This window comes from Lysinibacillus sp. RC79 (assembly GCF_041262405.1).
Taxonomy (GTDB): domain Bacteria; phylum Bacillota; class Bacilli; order Bacillales_A; family Planococcaceae; genus Lysinibacillus.
Map to the genome: position 1 here is coordinate 82,300 of NZ_JBGCCD010000003.1, position 22,089 is coordinate 104,388.

Genomic DNA, 22,089 nt, shown 5'->3' on the forward strand with positions numbered 1-22,089 from the left:
CATCATTTATCCTAACTTTCTGATTTTCTTCCTTCCCATTTCCAGAACCATAAACAAGATAGGACTAATGCAAGTAAAGTTCCGCAAACTGAAGCAATAATACCTTCCTGTAGTCCTATTTCCACTGTCGATAAGTCAACCCCTGACGCCTTCATTGCCCATAATGAAACAAAGTGACCACCCCAACCATAAGGTATAAATGACCAAATACCATCACCTAGTCCAGTGAGTAGTAAGGCTACTAAAAGTGACTCCACAATACCTAATCCGATTGAGGCACCTTTACCAAAATGAAGACTAACAAAAAAATGTAAAATATATAAAAATGCAAAGCTTACAAATAGAATACATCCAGCTATTAAATAAAATTGATAACCAAAAGTATCTTCATGCAAAAGTTCAATAAAACCAACACTAAAAATACCAAAGGACAGTAATATTGCTCCAAAACTAAATAACAATAACAGTAGCAACTTGCTTAAATAGGCCACTATTTTTGTTTTAGTAGCTGTTAGCATCTCCTGAAAATGTCCTGCATTTGCTTCTTGCTCCGCTGCCATTGCACAAACTAATCCAATAATAATTGGAAACCCGCATGCTACTGCTTGAAGATAAGCCGTAACCCTATCATTGAAACCCCATGGTGAATAAGTATAGTATGCTAAAAACATCCCTGAAATAATAATTGGTACAATTAGATGTGTGAGCAAAAAGGGCGTTCTTTTTGTTTTAAGAAACTCTGCTCTAAGTAATCTTAACATTACCATATACTATTTCGCCTCCCTTTTCTGAAACCAACGTGCAGTAAGGTAGCTGATTAATGCAAACCATGCTAAAGCAACTAATATACCTGGAACTATAACCGACATGCTTAATAACGGGCTGCCCTCAGGTACTGGCATACCATTTGGTAAAATCTTCAATGTTGGACATATTAGTCTTGCTGTAATGGCGTAAGGAACACTATACCAAAAATTCCCATTCGCAAATGCAATCATGCCAGCAATATTGGCCACTAAATTTATAAAAATAGCCATATAAGTTCCTAATTTTGCCGCAAGGAATAAACAAAGTGGAATTTGCCATAAAAACGTTACGAAAATTAACAAACTACCTGTAAGACTATTAATGAAAGAATAGCTATTACCAAATAGTATTCCACCAGCAGTAATACCAGCAAAGAAAATAAATGTAGTTAATAACAACCAGGCACTACATGCAAGTATTTTGCCAAACCAAATCTTCTTCAGATCGAACGGCATTGCGAGAATACTATGATATTTCAATTTAGCATCTTTTTCGATCACCAATGCACAACATATCGTCAGTGCACCCGGCAGGAGCATTGTATACCACCAATTATAAGCGCCACTTTGAAAAAACTTTCCTCCCATTAATACTGCAGTTAGTAATATCACTACAATAGGCGCTAGCCAAACTAATTTAATAATAAAAGTCTTTTTCCACTTTAATCTTTCAGCCTTCATAATTGATATCATGTTACATGCCCGCCTTTCTATTGGCAGACACTACTTGCATAAATAATGATTCTAATTCCTGACCTTGAGGGGCAACTCCCTGATAGCCTAATTTCCCTCCCGCAATGATGCCAATTTCATCAACAACTTGCTCCACCTCTGACAGGATATGGCTAGATAAAATGACTGTAATCCCTTGCTCTGGAAATGATCGAATCAGTTTTCGAAGCTCTTGAATGCCAATTGGATCAAGACCATTTGTTGGCTCATCAAGAATTAAAAGCTTTGGATTGTTTAATAGCGCAATAGCTATTCCTAGGCGTTGTTTCATCCCTAAAGAAAACTGCCCAGCTCGTTTTTTTCCTGTATTGGTCAAGTCTACGATTCTTAATACCTCGTCAATACGCGATTCTGGCAATCCGAGGGCAATCGTTCGAACCTTAAGATTTTCCCTTGCCGTTAAATTTCCATAAAGCGGTGGTGTTTCAATTAATACACCAATGTCTTTTAAATCATTACGATTCCATTCACGTCCATTAAAAAGTATCTTTCCTGCATTCGGACGCAGCATCCCCGTAATCATTTTTAACGTTGTTGATTTCCCTGCACCATTTGGACCGAGCAAACCATAAACAGTATTGCGTGGTATCGTTAACGACAAGTCCTCTACAATTTTTTGCCCCTTAAAGCTTTTACTAAGATTTTCTGTTTGTAAAATAATATCTTCCATCTTATAATCATCTTCCTTTCGATGATTATAGTGTAGAAAATGATTATAAGGATTTTATAAGGATATCGAAAAATTTTTGTGGATCCAGGATAAAAATCAATTTGGTCAAGGTTTGAGAATGCTGTAGTGCTTCACTTTTGCACAGACTTAACCCTCATACTGAAGTTTCGTTTTATGACTATATATTAGAGTAATATGCTTTTTGGAATAGTTGATTGGAGTGGAGGATGGGCGACTCCTCGGGGATCAGCGTCACAGATGAGACCCTGCAGCGAAGCGAAGCGGCTCATCGGACGCCCCCAGGAAAGCGCCCAGCCGGAACGGAAATCAACCCTCACTTTGCAGACGAAGCACACTTTATAAAAAAAAATGAAAAGCATTTGGAATGAGGACATCCCAAATGCTTTTTGTCATGCTATATGAAATTTGATTTACATAAATTCTTTTACTAAATCATTAAAATCATTTTCACTCATTTTAATATTAATATCTGTTAATGGTAGCTCTGAATAGCCTGGTACTTTTTCTTGATATGAAGCTGTTTCAGTATCTTGATAAATAATACCTGTTACTAAACCTTCATGCTCCATCACTGTACGCATTGCCATACCGCGGTCAGAGTTATCATAGCCTTCAATATCAGCAAGCTTCGTTAAGTTTTCTTTAAACCAATCGTACGTGTTCACTTTGTTATACGTAACACAAGGTGAGAATACGTTGATGAATGAGAAGCCTTTATGATTAATGCCTGCTTCAATTAAAGCTGTTAACTCTTTAATATCTGTTGAGAAGCCTTGTGCCACAAATGTAGCTCCGCTTGTTAAAGCGACTTCTAACGGTTTTAATGAAGGCTCAATCGCACCACCTGGCGTAGATTTTGTAATAAATCCAGCAGCAGAACGTGGAGATGTTTGCCCCTTTGTTAAACCATAAATTTGGTTATCCATAACAACGTACGTGATGTCAATATTTCGACGGATGGAATGAATTGTATGACCCATACCAATCGCAAAGCCATCCCCGTCACCGCCAGAAGCAATAACGTTTAAATCACGGTTAGCCATTTTTAAGCCTTGTGCAATCGGTAATGCACGACCATGAATACCGTGGAAACCGTAAGAATTAATGTAACCTGAAATACGTCCTGAACAGCCAATCCCAGAGATAACAGCTAGTTCGTTTGGTTCAATACCAACGTTAGCCGCGGCGCGCTGAATCGCTGCTTGTACAGAGAAGTCACCACAGCCTGGGCACCAGTTTGGTTTCACTGTATTACGAAAATCCTTAAATGTTGCCATTAGCGAGTCAACTCCTTCACACGATTTTCTAATTCACCTGGCAAGAATGGTGTACCATTATATTTTGTAATAGTCTCGATTTTATCGTGACCACCAATATTCATCTTCATAATATTTGCTAATTGACCTGTGTAGTTATTTTCTACAACGAATACTTTTTTCGCTTTTGCTACAAGTGGTGCCACCTCAGCAGATGGGAATGGATGAATTAAACGAATATGTGCATGATTCACCTTCAACCCTTGAGCATTTAAGCGTTCTTGTACTTCTTCAATAGCTCCACGTGTTGAGTTAAAGCCCACTAATAAAATATCGGCTTCTTCGTGTGGCGCATTTGAAAATACTGGATTATCAAATTTCAATGCCGCTAGCTTACGGAAACGTTTATCCATTTGTACTTGACGGTTACCAGTTGCTTCAGATGGTTTACCTGTTTCATCGTGCTCAACCCCTGTTACATGGTGAATACCATTCAACGTACCAGGTAACACACGCGGTGAAATACCATCTTCCGTATCTTCATACCGTTTGAAGTATGCTTTATCAGCCGCTTCTTCAATGTCGCCTGTAACAATTTTACCGCGACGAATTTCAATTTTATTGTAATCGAATGGCTCTACAGATTGTTTACCTAAAGATAATTGCAAGTCAGTCATTAAAATAACTGGTAATTGTAATTCCTCTGCAATGTTAAACGCTTGGATTGTGTCAAAGAATGCTTCCTCCATTGTAGAAGGTGCAATTACTACTTTTGGAATTTCACCATGCGTACCATATAACATCGCCATTAAATCTGATTGCTCTTGTTTTGTTGGTAACCCTGTTGATGGACCACCACGTTGTGTATCCACAACAACTAGTGGCTGCTCTGTCATACCTGAAAGACCAAGTGCTTCCATCATTAATGAAAGACCAGGGCCAGCAGAAGCTGTAAAGGAACGAACACCACCAAAGTTTGCCCCAATTGCCATTGTCGCTGCAGCAATTTCGTCTTCTGTTTGAATAACCGTACCACCGAATTTCGGTAATTTTTTAATCAGGTATTCCATAATCTCAGAAGCTGGTGTAATTGGGTAGGCTGCCATAAAGCGTGTCCCAGCTGCAAGTGCACCAAGTGCTACTGCATCGTTCCCGATCATGAACATACGGCGTTTACCATCTGCTGGTGCTAAAGCCCATTCACCTACACGATCGCCTAAAAGCTCATTCATTAATTCATGACCGCGTGCAATGGCCTCCATATTTTTCTGAACAACTTCTTCACCTTTTCGGCCAAAAATATCATCTACAACATTTTGGAACACTTCATCCTCTAAATTTAGCAATGAAGCTGTTGCACCGATCGCTACCATATTTTTCATCAACGAAGTGCCAAGCTCTGCAGCTACCTCTGTAAAAGGCACCGCAAATAATGGCGCTTTTGAATCTTCTGGCTTCACTGGACCAAATTTTGCATCCGCTAAAATAATGCCGTTTTCTGTTAGTTCTTTATAATTGACGTCGATTGTTTCTTGGTCGAACGCTACTAAAATATCTAAATCATCCGCAATTGTACGTACTTCTGTTGGACGAACTGTAATTTTATTATTCGTATGGCCACCTTTAATTCGAGAAGAGAAATGACGATAACCGTATAGGAAGTAACCTAAACGATTCATTGCCATTGAGAAAATTTCGCCTGTACTTTCAATCCCTTCACCCTGTTGCCCACCGACTTTCCATGAAAGCTGATGTAACATGTCAACAACTCCTTAGATCCAATGTGTATACTATTATTTTTCCTTCATAAGTTTAACACGAAGAAACGGTCTACACTATTGTTATTCCCCGATTTAAACGAAAATCAGACCTTTGACTGAAAATCCTGTTCAAAAAGTTGTAATTTTCAAACAGCTAAGTATCAATTTCGCCTTAGCATAATTGTTGTTGACATTTTGCTTCAGCTACAAAAACTTTACTAAAGAAAGATAAAAATTTCCAAGGAGTCGCCCAGCCTCCACTCCAATCAACTTCTATACATTGCATATGATTTAACAAATATCGGCCCTAACTTTTTGGTTTTAAGTCATTTAGCATGTGAATATGTTAAGCATGAGCTACGCAACCACGAAAAAAATGCCTTGCAGCTTATTATGTGCAAGGCATTTTACTTCATTACTTTTTATCGAACACGTTTTTCCACAAGAAGCTTTAAGGCTGTACGTTCCTCACCAGCAATTAAAATATCGGCAAACGCCGGTGCGCAAATTAAATCTGTGCCACTTGGCGCTACAAATCCGCGTGCAATGGCCACTGCTTTCACGGCTTGGTTAAGTGCCCCTGCCCCAACTGCCTGCATTTCTGCTTGCCCTTTTTCTCTGATTACCGCGACTAATGCACCTGCAACTGAATTTGGATTAGAGCGTGATGATACTTTTAATGAATCCACAATTATTCCTCCCCGTTTCGCGAATAGTGTTTACGCTCAACAACTCATGTCCCCCTTGTTTGGACCTCAAGTTATTGTCGATAGGTCATTTTATGCTTGGCGAGAAGGAAATAGACTATTTTCATTTCTTATATATTGAAACAATCAAAAAAGACTGAAAATTCCCGCTAGGAAATTACTATGTCAATGAGATAAAGGTGTCATATTAAATAAAGTGGAGCTCCTCAAAACGTGGGGGTGATTTCCGTTTCAGGCTACTCACTTTCCTGTGGGCGAGCGCCGAGCCGCTTCCTCCGCTTTTGTTGCTGCCGCTTCGCTTTCGCACAAATAACGCATCTTGTTGAAGCTTGATTTTATCCCTATAAATTAGATTAACATGCTAGAAAATACATGCTAAATGAAGAGGTTGATTGTAGCGGAGACTGGGCGACTCCTTGGGGATTAGCGTCACAGATGAGACCCTGGAGCGAGCAACGCGAGTGAAGCGGCTCATAGGACGCCCCCAGGAAAGCGCCCAGTCGGAGCGGAAATCAACCCCTCGTTTTGCCGAAGAGTCATATTTTATTATGATGCTTTAATTTCATTGAATTAACAAATTTTCAAAACAAAAAACTATTGTGTATTTTTTAATACACAATAGTTTCTCTCCTTATCCTCGAAACGGATAATCTTCGTTTATATAAATTCGCTCACAATGTCGAGCTTTTCCTGTTTTATCATCAATCTCTACAAAGAAACCACTTAACACTTCGCGTCCTTTTTTAGGCACTTCGAAACGAGATGGCATATTTGTTTGGAATTTATAAATAACACTTTCCTTCGTCATTCCTAAAATTTCATCGTATGGACCTGTCATACCAACGTCCGTAATATAGGCTGTTCCATTTGGGTAAATACGTGCATCAGCTGTTTGCACATGTGTATGTGTACCAACGACTGCCGAGGCCTTTCCATCTAAGTGCCATCCAAGGGCAATTTTTTCACTTGTCGCTTCTGCGTGGAAATCAACGAATACAAGCGGTGATGTTTTATGTGCTTCTTCGATTAATTTCTCCGCCATCGCAAATGGATCCTCATGAGGAGGTAAAAATACTCGACCATGCAAATTAATAACAGATAATGTAACGCCATTTTTTGAAATTTGCATCATACCTTTACCTGGGGCCTCACTTGAAAAGTTTGCAGGGCGTATTAAATAATCCGCATCATCAATAAAATCAAAAATATCTTTATTATCCCAAGTGTGGTTACCCATCGTAATAACATCCACACCCATTTGCAATAAATCATTATAAATACTATGTGTTATACCACGACCCGCTGCTGCGTTTTCACCATTGGCAATAACAATGTCTAGATTGTATTTTTTCTTTAATCGGGGTAAATATTTTTCTACAGCATCCCGTCCTATTGAACCTACAATATCACCTATAAATAAAACTTTCATTTTTACAATACCACTCTTTCTATCCATTACGCCCAATGTCATTTTGGTTTCCATTGAGAGACTTAATCTTCTTTACTTACACGTATATCATTGAAGATAAATATCATCATTAATTGTAACCTCAGTAAGAACATTAAGCAAAAAAAAATATAAAACACTAATTATTTGGCATTCCCTTAAATTATTTTATTCTTTTTCAAATTGGCGTAAATAAGTGTTGAGGAAAGATTGAGCCAATTCATCTTTATGAGCCTAAAAAACAATAATTGCTTTACATTTCTATTAATAAGTTTGACCTTTAGTAGATCTGGATATTTTCTTAGAAATGATTGTATCTCTACTTTAATATCTTGTCTGACTGTGTTTGTCTGGATATGATGCAAGATCACAAGTAGTCCTTCAAACTGATAATTTAAAAAGCTATTTTTTATTTCATTATATATATTGCCAATTTCTAGCTCCTTTTTCAGCTTTTCATATAATACATCATACTTCTGACGTAAATTAACGATTGTCCCTCTTGTTAATGAGTTTTGGTTTTCAACATTATAGTGATATAACTGCTTAGGAACATAGCAAATAGCTTGATTCTTTATGACGGCTCTCGTAATAAAAACTGTATCTTCTGCAAAACTCATATCTTCATCAAATCGTAGAGCGTGTTTATCTAGAAAAGTTTTTAAATATAATTTACAGCTAACAAAGCCAAAATGTCTTTCTCCTATTTCAGTAAATAACTGATTTAAACAATCTACTGCACTATACGTACAACAAGCTTGTGAAAGGTAACTCAAGTGTCTACTACCATTCGTCTCCTGCCAAAATAAATCACACTTCGCAATAGTTGCTCCTGTTAATCTACAAGCGAGATACAATTCTTGGAGCATCGTTACTTCAATCCAATCATCCGCATCAACAAAAGTAACATATTGACCATTCGCATGCTCAATGCCTAAATTTCTTGCTTTACTTACGCCTCCATTTGGTATGTCAAAAATAGTGATTCGTGCTTCTTCTTTTGCAAATTTACGTAAGATCATCAATGATTGATCACTACTACCATCATTAATAGCAATTATTTCTATGTTTTTTAACGTTTGCTGACATATGCTAGCTAAACATTTCTCTAAATATTTTTCTGCATTATAAACAGGAAGGATGACACTCACTAAGATTTTGGATTCCAAAATTTCGCACCTCCCCTATTTTATCAAATATGCCTCGGCATAATTGTAGCTGTCGCTTTGCTTTCGCACAGATAAATTGCCACAGAACGTGGCGTTCTTAGACTGAGTTCCTCTATTTCAGCGGATGTTTCGCCATCTGCTGAAATAAGTTAAAAAATGGCTTTTAGCTAACTCCAGCCATCTTTTTCTCTCTTCTTTTCTCAACCCTACAAATAGCAGGCTAACGCCAACAATTACACTATAGTAAAAAATATAGAGAACAATTGAAAACCAAGTAGTTGCTGGATTTGTCACCAACCATAAAAGCTTTATGCAAGTAACGGCGAGCCCAAAGGCAATTGCTAATCTTCCTATTGCCTTCCAAAATCCGTAAACATCTAATTTTACTTTCTTATAATAATAAATATTCATAATCACAACATTTCCAATAAATAAGGAACACGCTGTGACATAGGCTGTACCGATTTTCCCATAATAATAAATCGCAGGAATTGAAATAAAAATATTTCCGACCGCTACACTTATTAATAATATCGTTCTAAATTTAAATAAATTTTTAGCCTTCAACACACTTAATCCCAGATTTTGAATGAGATCTATTATAAAAGGCATCATAATAATTAACACAATATAATAAACGGCTATAAATTCTTTGCCTAACCATAATGATAAAAATTCTTTCCCAAAAAGAAAAAAGCCCCCCAATATATAGCCAACTACTAAAAATTGTATGGATCCTACTTTTATAAATAGTTTATTAATGTGCAATAACCCTTCATCTTGTGTCACTAAAATCGAAATTCGAGGCAAAAACAAGCCGCTAATCGCCAAGGCCAGCGACATAAAAATTAAGACAATTTGTATAGCAACTGCATAAATTGCTACTTCCTCAGTTCCTTTTATTATTCCTAAAAGAACTTGATCCGTTTGCCAATAAATTTTGTCGACAATAACTGTAATAAAAATAAAAATGGCATAGACGAAGATTTCCTTTATGAAAGCTCGATTATTCAATGTAAACGTAAATTTAATATCCAGTACTTTTAGACAAAATAGCGCATCAATGAGTAAAAATAGCGCATTGTAGATCGCTACAATATAAATTAATGTAACAGCATTTGTGCCTTGTAAAAGGAAAAACAACATCGTTAGAGGCTGTATGATGACCTGCAGTAATGCTGTTAATTTAATAAAAATGAATTTTTCATAGGCTTGTAATATGGAGGAAAACACACTAAGTGGAAATTGCGCCGCCAAACTTATCGTCATGACATAGCCCATTATCTTGGCTTTATCGAGCTGTTCTACAGTCAAGCTTTTTCCAAAAATTACGTCCACTTGTGAAAATAGAAGGAAGCCAGCGAGTAATGTAATAATACCAATACCTATAAATAATTTTAGAAAAAAACCATTTAACGACGCTTCTAATACTTTATCATTCGTCGCTCTGTTTCTAGAAATATAGCGCACAATGGCGTTGCCTAACCCTAAATCTAAAATGGAAAGGTAACCAACAAGCACAATCATTAGTGAATATAGACCGTATTCTTCTTGCCCAAGCATCGAGATGATGATTGGCGTAAACACTATGGAAGAAATAATCGTACAACCAATTGTTATATATGAAAGAACTGCTGCAATTTTAATTTCTTTCATAAACACACCTTTTCCTTATTTTGAATAGCTTTTTGGCAACACCATTGGATATATTGATTGATATTGTTCTATTACCTGTTTAATATTGAAATTAGCTAATATATGTTCTCTACCAAGCTTTGCCTTTTCAGCATATTGCTTCGAACTATAATTTAATGCTTTATTGATAGCTTGAGATAACGCATAAGCATCCTTGGCAGTAACTGTCTCGCCGAACTCTCCCACTAAATATTTGCAATCTCCCACATCTGTCGTGATACAGCACGTTCCACTCGCTAATGCCTCCACTAATACATTTGGTAACCCCTCACCTGAAGAGGATAAGACAAACAGATCAGCTGCCGACATTAACTGTGATATATCATCTCTACTACCTAATAAAAAAATGACATCCTCTAAATGGGCATCCTTTATCATTTGAAGTAACTCACTATTATTCGCATCTATTTCAAGCCCCACTAGAAACATATAAAAATCTTGTCTTTCAAGATTTAACTGTTTTAAGCTAGCAATTAAATTTTTATAATCCTTTAATGGGTCCCATCTACCAACATGCAATAAAATATGTCGATTATCTACATCAAAAAGCTCTAAATAATATTGTCTTTTGACACTTGGCTTAAATAAATCCGTATTAATGCCATTGACGATGACCTTATGTTGATGACTAGCATATCCGATTGCTTCATGAATCTCTTTTACTTTTGGACCACAGGAAATAATCATATCTACCTTTTTAGATAATCTCGCGCAAAGCTTTGCAATAAAAATAGTTGTCCATTTATTGTCCTTTTTATCCAAATTGCTATGGTGAATTCCCCAAATTAGCTTTTTTCTCCAAACCTTTGAAATCAGATAACCTAATAAGTTTGAATGGTACATCCACGTTTGGATAATGTCGCTATTTTTACATACTTTCAAACAAGTTAGAAGTGAACGTAGGAAATTAGATTTCATATTACAAATATAAACATTCATATTTAATTGCTGTTGAATTAACTCGCCATATACATCCATCTCCGTCAAACAAATAACATCTACCTCATACAAATCCCTGTCGATGGATTGTAATAATCGATAGAGCATAGTTTCCGCTCCTCCAAAACCAATGGCGGTTATGATATGAGTAATTTTAATCTTTTTTTGTATACGATCATCCTTTTTTATCATGGGCTTAGATTGTCTGAGCTATTGAGACTCTACATTTGGATTGTTAGCTTACTTAATCAGTTAACGCCTTTACTCGAACGGATTTTCGACCTACCTGAGCAGTTGACACCTCTACCCGAGCGGATTCTAAGCGTATATCTTCCGAATTAAGATTTAGATTGATTGCATATTCATAGCTAAGTGTTAAATGTAGTAAGAACACATTTTTTTGGCAATATCTTCTGCATTCAATCCTTTGTTTTCGACTCCATCTATAATGCTATGCAGTTCAATCGGCTCATTCTTTTTGATGATTTCTTGTAGCCAATCTTCAATATCCCCATTTATATCTAAATACTGAATTAAGCCTACATTAAGATCGACTTCTCTAGGTACAGTTGTAGAAACAAGTGATGGGGTCCCACATACCTGTGCCTCTAATAGGACGATTCCAAACCCCTCATATTTAGATGGTAAAATAAATTTATCGAACAGCTGAAGAAGTTTGAAAATATCAGCACGTTGGCCTAATAGTTTTACGGATTCCTGTAAATGATTATGTTCGACTAACATACGAATTTCTTCCTCTAATGGCCCCTCTCCAATAAGCAATAACTTAAATTTAATATGTTTTTGCTTTAACCTTGTAGCAAGTTTCAGTAGAAACTGTTGATTCTTTACAGGGACAAAACGTCCAATATGTCCTAAAACTAAATCATCATCACTAATGCCTAGTTCTTTTTTAAATAATTTCTTTTCAGCTTGTGAAAGATATTTTATTTTGTAGATATCCATTGGATTAAATAATAGGTCAAAGGATTTTTCTCCGAAGCAGAACTTCCCTGCATTTGTACTACATGCAACGAGCTTTGTCGCATTCATAACACTTATTTTTTTTAGAAAGGACAAAAAATATTTATTACTCCATTCTTCAGCAACATTTGTATGACTGTGTAACACTCTACATTTAACGCCAGCCAAACGTGCTGCTAGCAATGTAAAAACAGCTCGATAACCCGTATGATCATGCACTGCATCATATCCATTTTCTTTAATTATTTTGTATATTTTCATCACATAGGCAAGAGGACCTTGCTTCGTAATATATTTTTGATAAAACAATTGGGAACCTTGCTCCATAAAATAGTCATGGTATCTTCCTTTGTTAAACACCACAAAATCAAATTGGTACAATGACTTATTTGTATTAGCCCAAATGTCTAGTATCATCGTTGTAACCCCGCCAAAGTCTGTAGTCGGAATAATATGCAAAATCTTCTTCATAGATTTTTATTACTCCACTCCATAGTATTGATAGTACTTATCCCATTTCATTTTAAAATTATTTAACACAATCCCTAAAATATTGGCTTGAGAAGTCATTAATATGGACTTTGATTTTAGCACCGCGGCTTTCCCAACAGTGCCTGAATTGACAATAAGTATCGTACCATCACATTTATTAGATAAAATTTGTGCATCCGATACAAATAATAAAGGCGGAGCATCGAAAATTACGATATCGTATTTTTCCTTGGCCATCTCCATAAAAGATATCATTGTTTCAGACGCTAGCAGCTCTGTTGGATTGGGCGGAATGGGTCCACTTGAAACGATGTCTACTCCTTCTACAAATGTTTCTTGAATAACATCTATAAATTTTTCTTGCCTAGATAGTATAGAGGATAAGCCACCACTATTTGCGAGATGAAATGTATGATGAAGAGTGGGCTTACGCATATCGGCATCTACGATTAATACCTTCTTCTCATCTTGCGAAAAAACTACACCGATATTCGCTGCATTTGTGGATTTTCCTTCACCAGGAATAGAGGAGGTCACTAAAATAGTTTTCACATCTTGATTTGGCTGTGCAAATTTAATATTTGTGCGAATCGTTCGAAACTGCTCAGATGGAATTGATTTAACGTCTGAAACAGTAACTAGCTTGCGTGCCATCAGTGACTTGTTCTTCTTTTTTCTTCTCATCGAAAACATTATGGGTTCCCCCTAGCCTTAGACTTTTTTCTTACATGCGCTTCTAGATTACTGACCACCCCGATGACTGGTAGTGATAAAATTTCTTCGATATCACGTTCGGTTTTAATTGTTTTATCAAATGCTTCCATTATATAAGCAAACAGTAGGGCTAGAGCGAAACCACACATAGCTCCAATCAGTAGATTTAAAATTTTGTTTGGCTTAACAGGTGCTGGATGTTCACTAGCTTTTGCAATAGACAAGATATTGATATTGTCCACATGCATAAGCACAGGGATTTCTTCTTTAAAAACTTCTGCGACTGTATTGGCAATTTCTACAGCCTTAGACTCTTTCTCATCTTGTACACGAATATTCACTACTTGGGAATTACTCGCACTAGAGACATCTATTTGATTCATTAATCGTTCAGGTGTAGTCGTTAGCGATAACTTATCAATCACCTTCGATAAAATAGCAGGGCTTTTAATAATGACATTGTACGTATTGATTAGCCGAAGATCTGTATCAACATTTTGTGCCCCTACTAGTTGCTGATTATCATAGCTTTTTTGATTCACTATTATTTGTGTCTCAGCTTCATATATGGGTGTTAAAATAAAAAAGCTTAACACAGCGGCTATACCAACCGACAACATTGTAAGCACTAGGATAAAGAACCAGCGTTTTTGCAATGCTTTTATTATACTTTGAACTGTAATTTCTTCATTCACAAAAATAGATTCCCTCCTACAAATGTAGATAAATTGCAATATTAATGAAGTATATTAAGCAAACCTTACAGTTATTCGATAAAAATATATTGCGACTGAATAGGCTTTTTTGACCAACTACGTCATGTTTTTATTTCTGCCAAATCCACTTACTACAAAGACAAGTATATGAAGCACATTAAAATAGAGTATTTCAAATGTTGATACTCCCAGTGCAGCGACAATGACGAAGACTGTAAACACCACTAGCTGTTTATCCATCTGACTATGACCTCTCGCAATCGATATAAGAAAGACAGAATAACATACGAGTGGTAGTAAGCCCGCCTCCTGTAATATATTCACAAATGTATTGTGAGCATGAGAAACTCCTATTACCCATAGTGATTCAGCGCCATGTCCCCAAAAACTAAAATGCTCAAATACATATTTCCAAATATCAAGACGACCATCTGTAATATTTGTAGACTTTTTCTCCATTTTCAAAAGAATACTTTGAAACGCCTTCTGCATCATTTCAACTTCATGGATAGCTATAATTAGTAATAAACAAGCTACTATTAATAAAAATGAAAATTTTAGTAAGGGCAAAAATCTTTTTTTCGTTCTTTTTACTAATAAAACAATCATCACTGTTGTCAAAATAGTAACCGTTAATAGTGATGTACGCGCATTCGACAGCATAATGACGTACAAGGCAAATAAATAAAAGATTGTATAGCACCCTAATTGAATTGTTAATTTCAGCTGTTGATGCCCCTCCAACATTGCAATTATTATTTCATAAAGCTTCATCAGCAACACAACTGTCAAACCTATCATGGAAACGCCCAATGTGTTTGGATTTTCAAATACCCCTGCAAAGGCACCGTACATAAAATGATTTTTTTGAAAGCATAAAATAAGAAATGGAATATACGCTAATAAAACACCATTAAGGACAATTTCTTTAACACGCCTTCTCACAATATCATTAAAAAAAATCGCTACAGTAAAAAAAATACAAAATAACTGAAGGCTATTTTTTAATAGCTCTATATCTTGATTGACCCCCGCGGAAATGACACAGAAAAAAATATTTAAACTAAAAAACAAGCTGGCCTGTACATTTTGGATGATAATTTTTTTATGCATTAGAAAGGATAAAAAAATTATAACTAGGCAAATCAACAATGTTAATTTATGATAAATCCCTTCAACGGGTTGCATTAAGCTCATAAATATAAGGGCGCTAAACAGTAGCGTGTAACATAATTTCATCTGAAAATCACGCTCAATTCTAATTATAATAATGATCCATTATACCTCGGCATAATTGGATTCGCCTTTGTGCTCGCTGACGCTTCGCTTTCGCTACACAAAACATTTGCTGAAAGAAGTTAAAAAATTCTCCACCATTTCTTACTGTAGATTTTGTCTAATTCAAGCGGAAGTATCTGCTTGTTTGCAATGACAAATTCATTATTCTTTAAGAGTTGATCGACAGCATCTAGCTCCTTTTGTTTTTCAAGGTAATTTAAAGCTGCCTTATAGAAAAATGGTCTCGATGTTACATTATGCACGTCGGATCCAAATGTATGAATATAATTTGCTCGCACTAATGCTAACGATAAACGCTGTACCTCTTTTCCATAGAAACCTATTAAACTTCCTGCCGTTATTTGTGTTAACGCGCCTTCTTGAATCAATATTTCAAGTCGTGTTGGTTTTTCTCTAATGGCATAATTTCGTTCAGGATGCGCAAGGATGGGAGTATATCCCGCTGCCTTCAACAGTATAATCATTTTTCTTGTATACGCAGGGATCGTACTAGAGGATAATTCCAAAAGGATGTAGTTAGAATTTGCCAATGTATGGAGTTGCTTTTGTTTAATCAATGTATGGAGATCTTCATGCAAACGTACTTCATGCCCTGTATGAAGTTTGATTGGTATCTGATTTTCTTCTAACAATTGCTGTAAATATGTTGTTTGTTCCTCTACAACCGAATAGTTAACATGATATTGTGGATGCATTGCATGGGACGTACAAATTATTTCTGTTATTCCTTCACTTGATGTTTGCTGTAGCATCTTCAATGATTCCGCCTCATTTTTTGGCCCATCATCAACGCCGAATAATAAATGCGCATGTATATCAATCATCTATATCACAACTTCCTTTTTCTTCTTTTTTATGAAAGGTAGTTGTTAAACATGACTAGCATAGTTCCTTTTTCTAGTTATGCATCAAATGTTAACGTTCAATTGGCGCTTTGGGGCTATTCTATCTGTCGCTTTGACTTTTCTTTCCGTCGCTTTGACCTTTCTTTCCGTTACTTCGGCACCTCTTTCCGTCGCTTCAGTTTTTCTATGATAAAAATAATAAAAAAGAGGTTTCCCTAGATTTTCATCTAGAGAAACCTCTAACATTCAACATTATTTCGCATACTCCACTGCACGTGTTTCACGAATAACCGTTACTTTAATATGGCCTGGATAATCAAGTTCTTCTTCAATTCGCTTACGGATATCTCTCGCTAAGCGATGTGAAGCCAAGTCATCAATTTTTTCAGGTTGTACAATAATACGAATTTCACGACCTGCTTGAATCGCAAAGGATTTTTCTACACCATCATAACTTTCGGAAATTTCCTCTAACTTTTCAAGTCTACGGATATAGTTTTCAAGCGTCTCACTTCGAGCACCTGGACGAGCTGCTGATAACGCATCAGCTGCAGCTACTAATACGGCAATAACAGATGTTGCTTCTGTATCGCCATGGTGAGAAGCAATACTGTTGATAACGACAGGATGTTCTTTGTATTTTATTGCTAATTCCACACCGATTTCAACGTGGCTACCTTCAACTTCATGGTCGATAGCCTTACCAATATCATGTAATAAGCCTGCACGGCGAGCTAATGCTACATCTTCACCAAGTTCAGCAGCAAGTAAGCCTGCTAAATATGCGACCTCAACTGAATGTTTTAGGACGTTTTGTCCATAGCTTGTACGATATTTCATGCGGCCTAATATCTTCATTAAATCTGGATGTAAGTTATGAATGCCAATTTCAAATGTTGTTTGCTCACCGGTTTCGCGGATTTGTTCATCCACCTCACGACGAGATTTTTCCACCATTTCCTCAATTCGAGCAGGGTGAATGCGGCCATCCTGTACAAGTTTTTCAAGTGCAAGTCGAGCCGTTTCACGACGAATTGGATCAAAGCCTGATAAAATAACCGCCTCTGGAGTATCATCAATAATTAAATCTATACCTGTTAACGTTTCCAAAGTTCGGATGTTACGACCTTCACGACCAATAATACGACCTTTCATTTCATCATTTGGCAAGTTCACGACAGATACTGTTGTTTCAGCAACATGATCTGCTGCAAAACGCTGCAGAGCCAGTGATAAAATTTCACGTGCTTTTTTATCTGATTCTTCCTTCGCACGTGTTTCAGATTCCTTCGTCATCACAGCAATATCAGTTGCTAGCTCTTTTTCTACTTCTCCTAAGATAATAGCTTTTGCTTCATCTCTAGTTAAAGCAGAAATTCGTTCTAGCTCCGTTTTTTGTGTGGCAACGAGCTCGTCCACTTTGCTTTCCATCTGTTCAATATGCTGTTGTTTTTCGCTAAGAGCTTGTTCTTTACGCTCTAAGCTTGCTTCTCTCTTATTTAGAGCATCATCTTTGCGATCAAGATTCTCTTCTCTTTGCAATAAACGGTTCTCTTGTTTCTGAAGTTCTGAACGACGTTCACGAATGTCATTTTCTGCTTCAGTACGAAATTTGTGAGTTTCATCTTTGGCTTCAAGTAGTGCTTCTTTCTTCAATGCCTCCGCTTCTCGTTTTCCTTCTTCAACGATTGTTTCAGCGACATGTTTAGCACCAGTGATTTTTGAGTCATTCACTTTTTTCATGTAGATATAGCTAACAGCGGCACCAACGATGAGTCCAAGCAAAGCGGAGATGATAGTAATTCCATCCATATGAACACCTCCTCTTGCTATTTGGGTATTACAGTTTCAGTAGGCGCATACATCAATTTCGCCTTGGCATAATTATTGCGTCCCGGATTTTGAATTGTGTTCAGGTCTGCACGAGGGCCGATACGATGTCGGTCATTCGGTAAAGTCACAGGACGTAGTGTTTTTACCGTTGCAGATTAGTTAGCCATTTTCGCTGGATACGAAGATTTCAGGCCTACATTCTTATATTCATTTCATTCAAAATCCATGACATCTGCCATGGCCCAATCTTCATTTAATAGGTCTTTAAAGGCCTACTAAATGAAGACAGAATGTACTGCCTATTTAAAGTCATAATTCAGAAATTATACATATTTAATTGTATAGCTAGCCTCAAGCTCTGTCAAGGATAGTCGGGCACATGTTCGCCCTTCCAAGAAAAAAAGTCAGTGATATCCATTAAGAGAATTAATTACCTAATACTTTTACACTAACACTTATTTTAACTTATAAAATTAATAGGTAGAAGCAGTACTTAGGAAGTATCTTTAAGACTAGTTACTTTTGGTGAAATGATCGGACATTTTCCTTCGCTACTAAATATATGGATATCCTAACAAATATTATAAAACCATATTCCCCAGTATGTGTAAACAAAAAAATGCATTGCTCTCACTATAAAGAGTGGGAACAATGCATTTATATTATTTATCTTCAAGAAGAAGCTTTAATTCCTCATCCATATCTTCCTCTTCATCATGCGCAGCAATTGTGTAAGATGAAGATGCAATACCGTAAGAAGCACGGATTTTATTTGCGATGTCGTCAAGTACTGCTGGATTTTCTTTTAAATACTGTTTAGCATTTTCACGACCTTGACCTAGGCGCTCATCACCGTAAGCGTACCAAGAACCGCTTTTTTGAACGATGTCTAGTTCAACACCTAAATCGACTGTTTCGCCCTCTTTTGAAATTCCTTCACCGTACATAATATCAACTTCTGCTGTACGGAATGGTGGTGCTACTTTGTTTTTCACAATTTTAATTTTTGTACGGTTACCCATAATGTCATTGCCTTGTTTAATAGCTTCTGCACGACGTACTTCTAAGCGAACGGAGCTATAGAATTTAAGTGCACGTCCACCAGGTGTTGTTTCTGGGTTTCCGAACATAACACCAATTTTTTCACGTATTTGGTTAATGAAAATAGCAATCGTTTTTGATTTATTGATAGCACCTGAAAGCTTACGTAAGGCCTGAGACATTAAACGCGCTTGTAAACCAACATGCGAATCACCCATATCTCCTTCGATTTCCGCTTTCGGAACTAATGCTGCTACTGAGTCAATAACGATGATATCGATAGCACCACTACGTACTAATGCTTCTGCGATTTCAAGCGCCTGTTCTCCTGTATCTGGTTGAGATAATAAAAGCTCATCAATATCGACGCCCAATTTTTGTGCATAGATTGGATCTAACGCATGCTCAGCATCGATAAACGCTGCTTGTCCACCATTCGCCTGCACCTCTGCAATGGCATGAAGAGCAACCGTTGTTTTACCTGATGATTCAGGGCCGTATACTTCAATAATACGTCCACGTGGATAACCACCAACACCTAATGCAGCATCAAGTGCTAACGAACCACTTGAAGATGTAGCGATTTCTAAATCGGTCCTTTCGCCAAGTTTCATGATAGAACCTTTGCCAAAATTCTTTTCAATTTGTTTTAACGCCTGTTCTAAGGCAGCTTTACGATCACTCATTCATTTTCCTCCTTCGAAAACTGTTCACTGTTTTTCTCTATCTCTACTATACTTGTTTTTAAGAGAAGACGCAAGAAAAAAGCGAACATTTATTCGTTTTTCTTCAAAATAAAAATTTGGGTAACTTTCCATTACCCAAATTTCTATTTTCAACTATATTTAACTTCTTTCAGCACATCTCTATAGGTTGTGAGACGAATGCCGGTATAAGTTACTTTTTAGCGGGTGTCCAAACATCAGCTGAAAAGAGGAACTCAGGCTAAGAACTTCACATCCTGTGAAAACGCCTGAGTGACCAACGTCGTGCTGCTGACGCTTCGCTTTCGCGCAAAAAACATCTGCAGGCCTAGGCACAAAGCCGATTCCGGACACAATTATGCCGAGGCATAATTGATTAACGTTTTTTAAAGCCTCTTTCTTCCAAAAGCTGCATTAAATAATGACAAGTAAATTTCGCCGCGCGAAGTCGATTTGTATTACGCATACCTGATAAATGAAGTAAATACGTTATCGGTTTTTCATCGCCAATTGCAATACCAATCCAAACCGTCCCTACTGGTTGATGATCATGGGCTGTAGGACCTGCCGCGCCTGTTAATCCAATACCAATATCCGTATCAAACTTTTCACGTACAGCACTAGCCATAGCCGCTGCACATTCACTGCTTACAATCCCATGTGTAGTTAATAATTCTTTCGAAATACCAAGTTGCTTAATCTTAGCCTCTTCTGTATACGTAACAACGCCACCAACAAGGGCATCCCCTACACCTGGTATTTCAGCAAGCTCTGACTGAAATAATCCCGCTGTTAAACTTTCTGCTGCAGAAATTGTTAACTTATTATCTAGTAACATCTCTACTGTTTTAGAGGCAAGAGAATCATCATCTATACCGTATTGATGGTCCCCAACAAGTGCTTGAATCTCTGCTACCTTTGCTGTAATAAGTTGCTGCGCTTCTTGCTCCGTTTCTGCTTTGGCAGTTACACGCAATGTAACCTCACCGTCAGAAGCAAGTGGAGCAACAGTTGGGTTTGTTTGCGAATCTAAAATATCTTGGACACGTACTTCAAGTTCCGCCTCTCCAATTCCATAAAAACGCATAACATTCGATGTAATTACCCCTCCAGCATTTAACATCGCACCGAGCTTTGGCTTCGCTTCAAACTGGAACATTGGCTCAAGCTCTTTAGGTGGCCCTGGAAGCAACATATACGTACGCCCATCCTTTTTTAATATCATGCCAGGCGCCATACCGTGATGGTTTACAAGAACCTCACTACCTGCTAATATTAAAGCCTGCTTACGATTATTATCCGTCATTGGACGTCCTCGTTTTGCAAAAAATTGTTCAATATTTGCCAGTGCGATTTCATCAAATTCGAGAGGGACGTCAAGATGGCGAGCAATTGTTTCCTTTGTTAAATCATCCTTTGTAGGACCAAGCCCACCAGAGAAAATGATTAAATCAGCACGAGTCTCTGCAATGGAAATAGCCTCTTCTAAACGTTTTGCATTATCTCCAACAACAGTGTGATAATACACATTTATCCCTAACTCGGACAACTGACTAGAAATAAATCTTGCATTTGTGTTCGAAATCTGACCAAGCAATAACTCTGAGCCAACTGCAAGAATTTCAGCATTCATGATCCTCAAGACCTCTCTTATTTAGACTCAAGTAAGACACGTCGATTTAGATAGAAATAGTCCCATCCAGACCACAGTGTAAAGAACAATGCGATATATAGCATAATTGTATCAAATGGAATACCAATAAGTGTAAAGATTGTATTGTGTAAAAGTGCTGCTCCGATGGCCATAATTTGAGCCCACGTTTTAATTTTACCAAGCTGGTTCGCTGCAACAACTTCTCCTTCACCTGCCAATATCAAACGAAGGCCAGTTACTGCAAACTCACGGCTAATAATAATAATAATTATCCATGCAGGCGCCATTGTAAGCTCTACCATTAAAATAAAAGCTGCTGAAACTAGCAATTTGTCAGCAAGTGGGTCTAAGAATTTCCCAAATGTTGTCACAAGATTATATTTACGTGCATAAAAACCATCCACCCAATCAGTCGTTGAAGCAATAATAAAAATGAGTGCACCTACAAAATGATGAACAGGCATCTCCGCACCGAATAGTGACATTGTTCCCCAACCAAAATCAAACATCATAACAATGACAAAGAACGGAATAAGTAAAATTCGAGAGATGGTAATTTTATTTGGAATGTTCATTTTTCTAACACCTTTCATGATGAAAGAAAG

At 37.1% G+C, this 22,089-nt stretch carries 19 protein-coding genes; all 19 read right to left on the minus strand.

Going from position 1 to position 22,089, the window contains the following annotated elements; genetic code table 11:
- Window positions 1–11 precede the first annotated feature (11 nt).
- Window positions 12–767: a lantibiotic immunity ABC transporter MutG family permease subunit gene (locus tag ABH968_RS04155; RefSeq protein WP_370042784.1), complete on the minus strand. Its 756-nt coding sequence runs from the start codon at window positions 765–767 to the stop codon at window positions 12–14.
- Window positions 768–770: 3 nt separating this feature from the next.
- Window positions 771–1,499, minus strand: a complete 729-nt coding sequence (locus ABH968_RS04160; RefSeq protein ID WP_370042785.1) for a lantibiotic immunity ABC transporter MutE/EpiE family permease subunit — start codon at window positions 1,497–1,499, stop codon at window positions 771–773.
- A 1-nt stretch (window position 1,500) separates the two neighbouring features.
- A complete protein-coding gene (locus tag ABH968_RS04165; RefSeq protein ID WP_370042786.1) occupies window positions 1,501–2,208 on the minus strand; it encodes a lantibiotic protection ABC transporter ATP-binding protein in 708 nt (235 codons plus the stop codon).
- A gap of 431 nt (window positions 2,209–2,639) precedes the next feature.
- Complete coding sequence (locus ABH968_RS04170) at window positions 2,640–3,506, minus strand: 2-oxoacid:ferredoxin oxidoreductase subunit beta (RefSeq protein WP_370042787.1); 867 nt, start codon at window positions 3,504–3,506, stop codon at window positions 2,640–2,642.
- Entirely contained in the window at window positions 3,506–5,245 is a 1,740-nt protein-coding gene (locus ABH968_RS04175; protein WP_370042788.1) for a 2-oxoacid:acceptor oxidoreductase subunit alpha, read from the minus strand. The genes ABH968_RS04170 and ABH968_RS04175 overlap by 1 nt, the downstream gene beginning before the upstream one ends.
- Before the next feature lie 422 nt (window positions 5,246–5,667).
- Window positions 5,668–5,934 (minus strand): stage V sporulation protein S, encoded by a 267-nt coding sequence (locus ABH968_RS04180; protein WP_010858535.1) that lies wholly within the window; start codon window positions 5,932–5,934, stop codon window positions 5,668–5,670.
- A 649-nt stretch (window positions 5,935–6,583) separates the two neighbouring features.
- On the minus strand, window positions 6,584–7,381 hold the full coding sequence (locus ABH968_RS04185) for a TIGR00282 family metallophosphoesterase (RefSeq protein WP_370042920.1): 798 nt from the start codon (window positions 7,379–7,381) through the stop codon (window positions 6,584–6,586).
- Between the two features lie 176 nt (window positions 7,382–7,557).
- Window positions 7,558–8,568 (minus strand): glycosyltransferase family 2 protein, encoded by a 1,011-nt coding sequence (locus ABH968_RS04190; RefSeq protein WP_370042789.1) that lies wholly within the window; start codon window positions 8,566–8,568, stop codon window positions 7,558–7,560.
- Between the two features lie 117 nt (window positions 8,569–8,685).
- Window positions 8,686–10,224: an oligosaccharide flippase family protein gene (locus ABH968_RS04195; protein ID WP_370042790.1), complete on the minus strand. Its 1,539-nt coding sequence runs from the start codon at window positions 10,222–10,224 to the stop codon at window positions 8,686–8,688.
- 15 nt (window positions 10,225–10,239) lie between these two features.
- Complete coding sequence (locus tag ABH968_RS04200; protein WP_370042791.1) at window positions 10,240–11,394, minus strand: glycosyltransferase; 1,155 nt, start codon at window positions 11,392–11,394, stop codon at window positions 10,240–10,242.
- Window positions 11,395–11,577: 183 nt separating this feature from the next.
- Window positions 11,578–12,657 (minus strand): glycosyltransferase, encoded by a 1,080-nt coding sequence (locus ABH968_RS04205; protein WP_370042792.1) that lies wholly within the window; start codon window positions 12,655–12,657, stop codon window positions 11,578–11,580.
- 9 nt (window positions 12,658–12,666) lie between these two features.
- Complete coding sequence (locus tag ABH968_RS04210) at window positions 12,667–13,362, minus strand: CpsD/CapB family tyrosine-protein kinase (protein WP_370042921.1); 696 nt, start codon at window positions 13,360–13,362, stop codon at window positions 12,667–12,669.
- An 8-nt stretch (window positions 13,363–13,370) separates the two neighbouring features.
- The gene (locus ABH968_RS04215; RefSeq protein ID WP_370042793.1) at window positions 13,371–14,087 is read right to left on the minus strand and encodes a YveK family protein; all 717 of its coding nucleotides are present in this window, start codon (window positions 14,085–14,087) and stop codon (window positions 13,371–13,373) included.
- Window positions 14,088–14,204: 117 nt separating this feature from the next.
- Window positions 14,205–15,053 (minus strand): O-antigen ligase family protein, encoded by an 849-nt coding sequence (locus ABH968_RS04220; protein ID WP_370042794.1) that lies wholly within the window; start codon window positions 15,051–15,053, stop codon window positions 14,205–14,207.
- Between the two features lie 413 nt (window positions 15,054–15,466).
- Complete coding sequence (locus tag ABH968_RS04225; RefSeq protein WP_370042795.1) at window positions 15,467–16,231, minus strand: tyrosine-protein phosphatase; 765 nt, start codon at window positions 16,229–16,231, stop codon at window positions 15,467–15,469.
- Between the two features lie 273 nt (window positions 16,232–16,504).
- The gene (rny, locus tag ABH968_RS04230; protein ID WP_370042796.1) at window positions 16,505–18,064 is read right to left on the minus strand and encodes a ribonuclease Y; all 1,560 of its coding nucleotides are present in this window, start codon (window positions 18,062–18,064) and stop codon (window positions 16,505–16,507) included.
- A gap of 683 nt (window positions 18,065–18,747) precedes the next feature.
- Window positions 18,748–19,812 (minus strand): recombinase RecA, encoded by a 1,065-nt coding sequence (gene recA / locus ABH968_RS04235; protein ID WP_370042797.1) that lies wholly within the window; start codon window positions 19,810–19,812, stop codon window positions 18,748–18,750.
- A 394-nt stretch (window positions 19,813–20,206) separates the two neighbouring features.
- Window positions 20,207–21,463 carry a competence/damage-inducible protein A gene (locus tag ABH968_RS04240; RefSeq protein WP_370042798.1) on the minus strand — a complete coding sequence of 419 codons (1,257 nt, stop codon included), beginning with the start codon at window positions 21,461–21,463 and terminating at the stop codon, window positions 20,207–20,209.
- Window positions 21,464–21,480: 17 nt separating this feature from the next.
- Window positions 21,481–22,059, minus strand: a complete 579-nt coding sequence (gene pgsA / locus ABH968_RS04245; RefSeq protein WP_370042799.1) for a CDP-diacylglycerol--glycerol-3-phosphate 3-phosphatidyltransferase — start codon at window positions 22,057–22,059, stop codon at window positions 21,481–21,483.
- Between the last annotated feature and the right edge of the window lie 30 nt (window positions 22,060–22,089).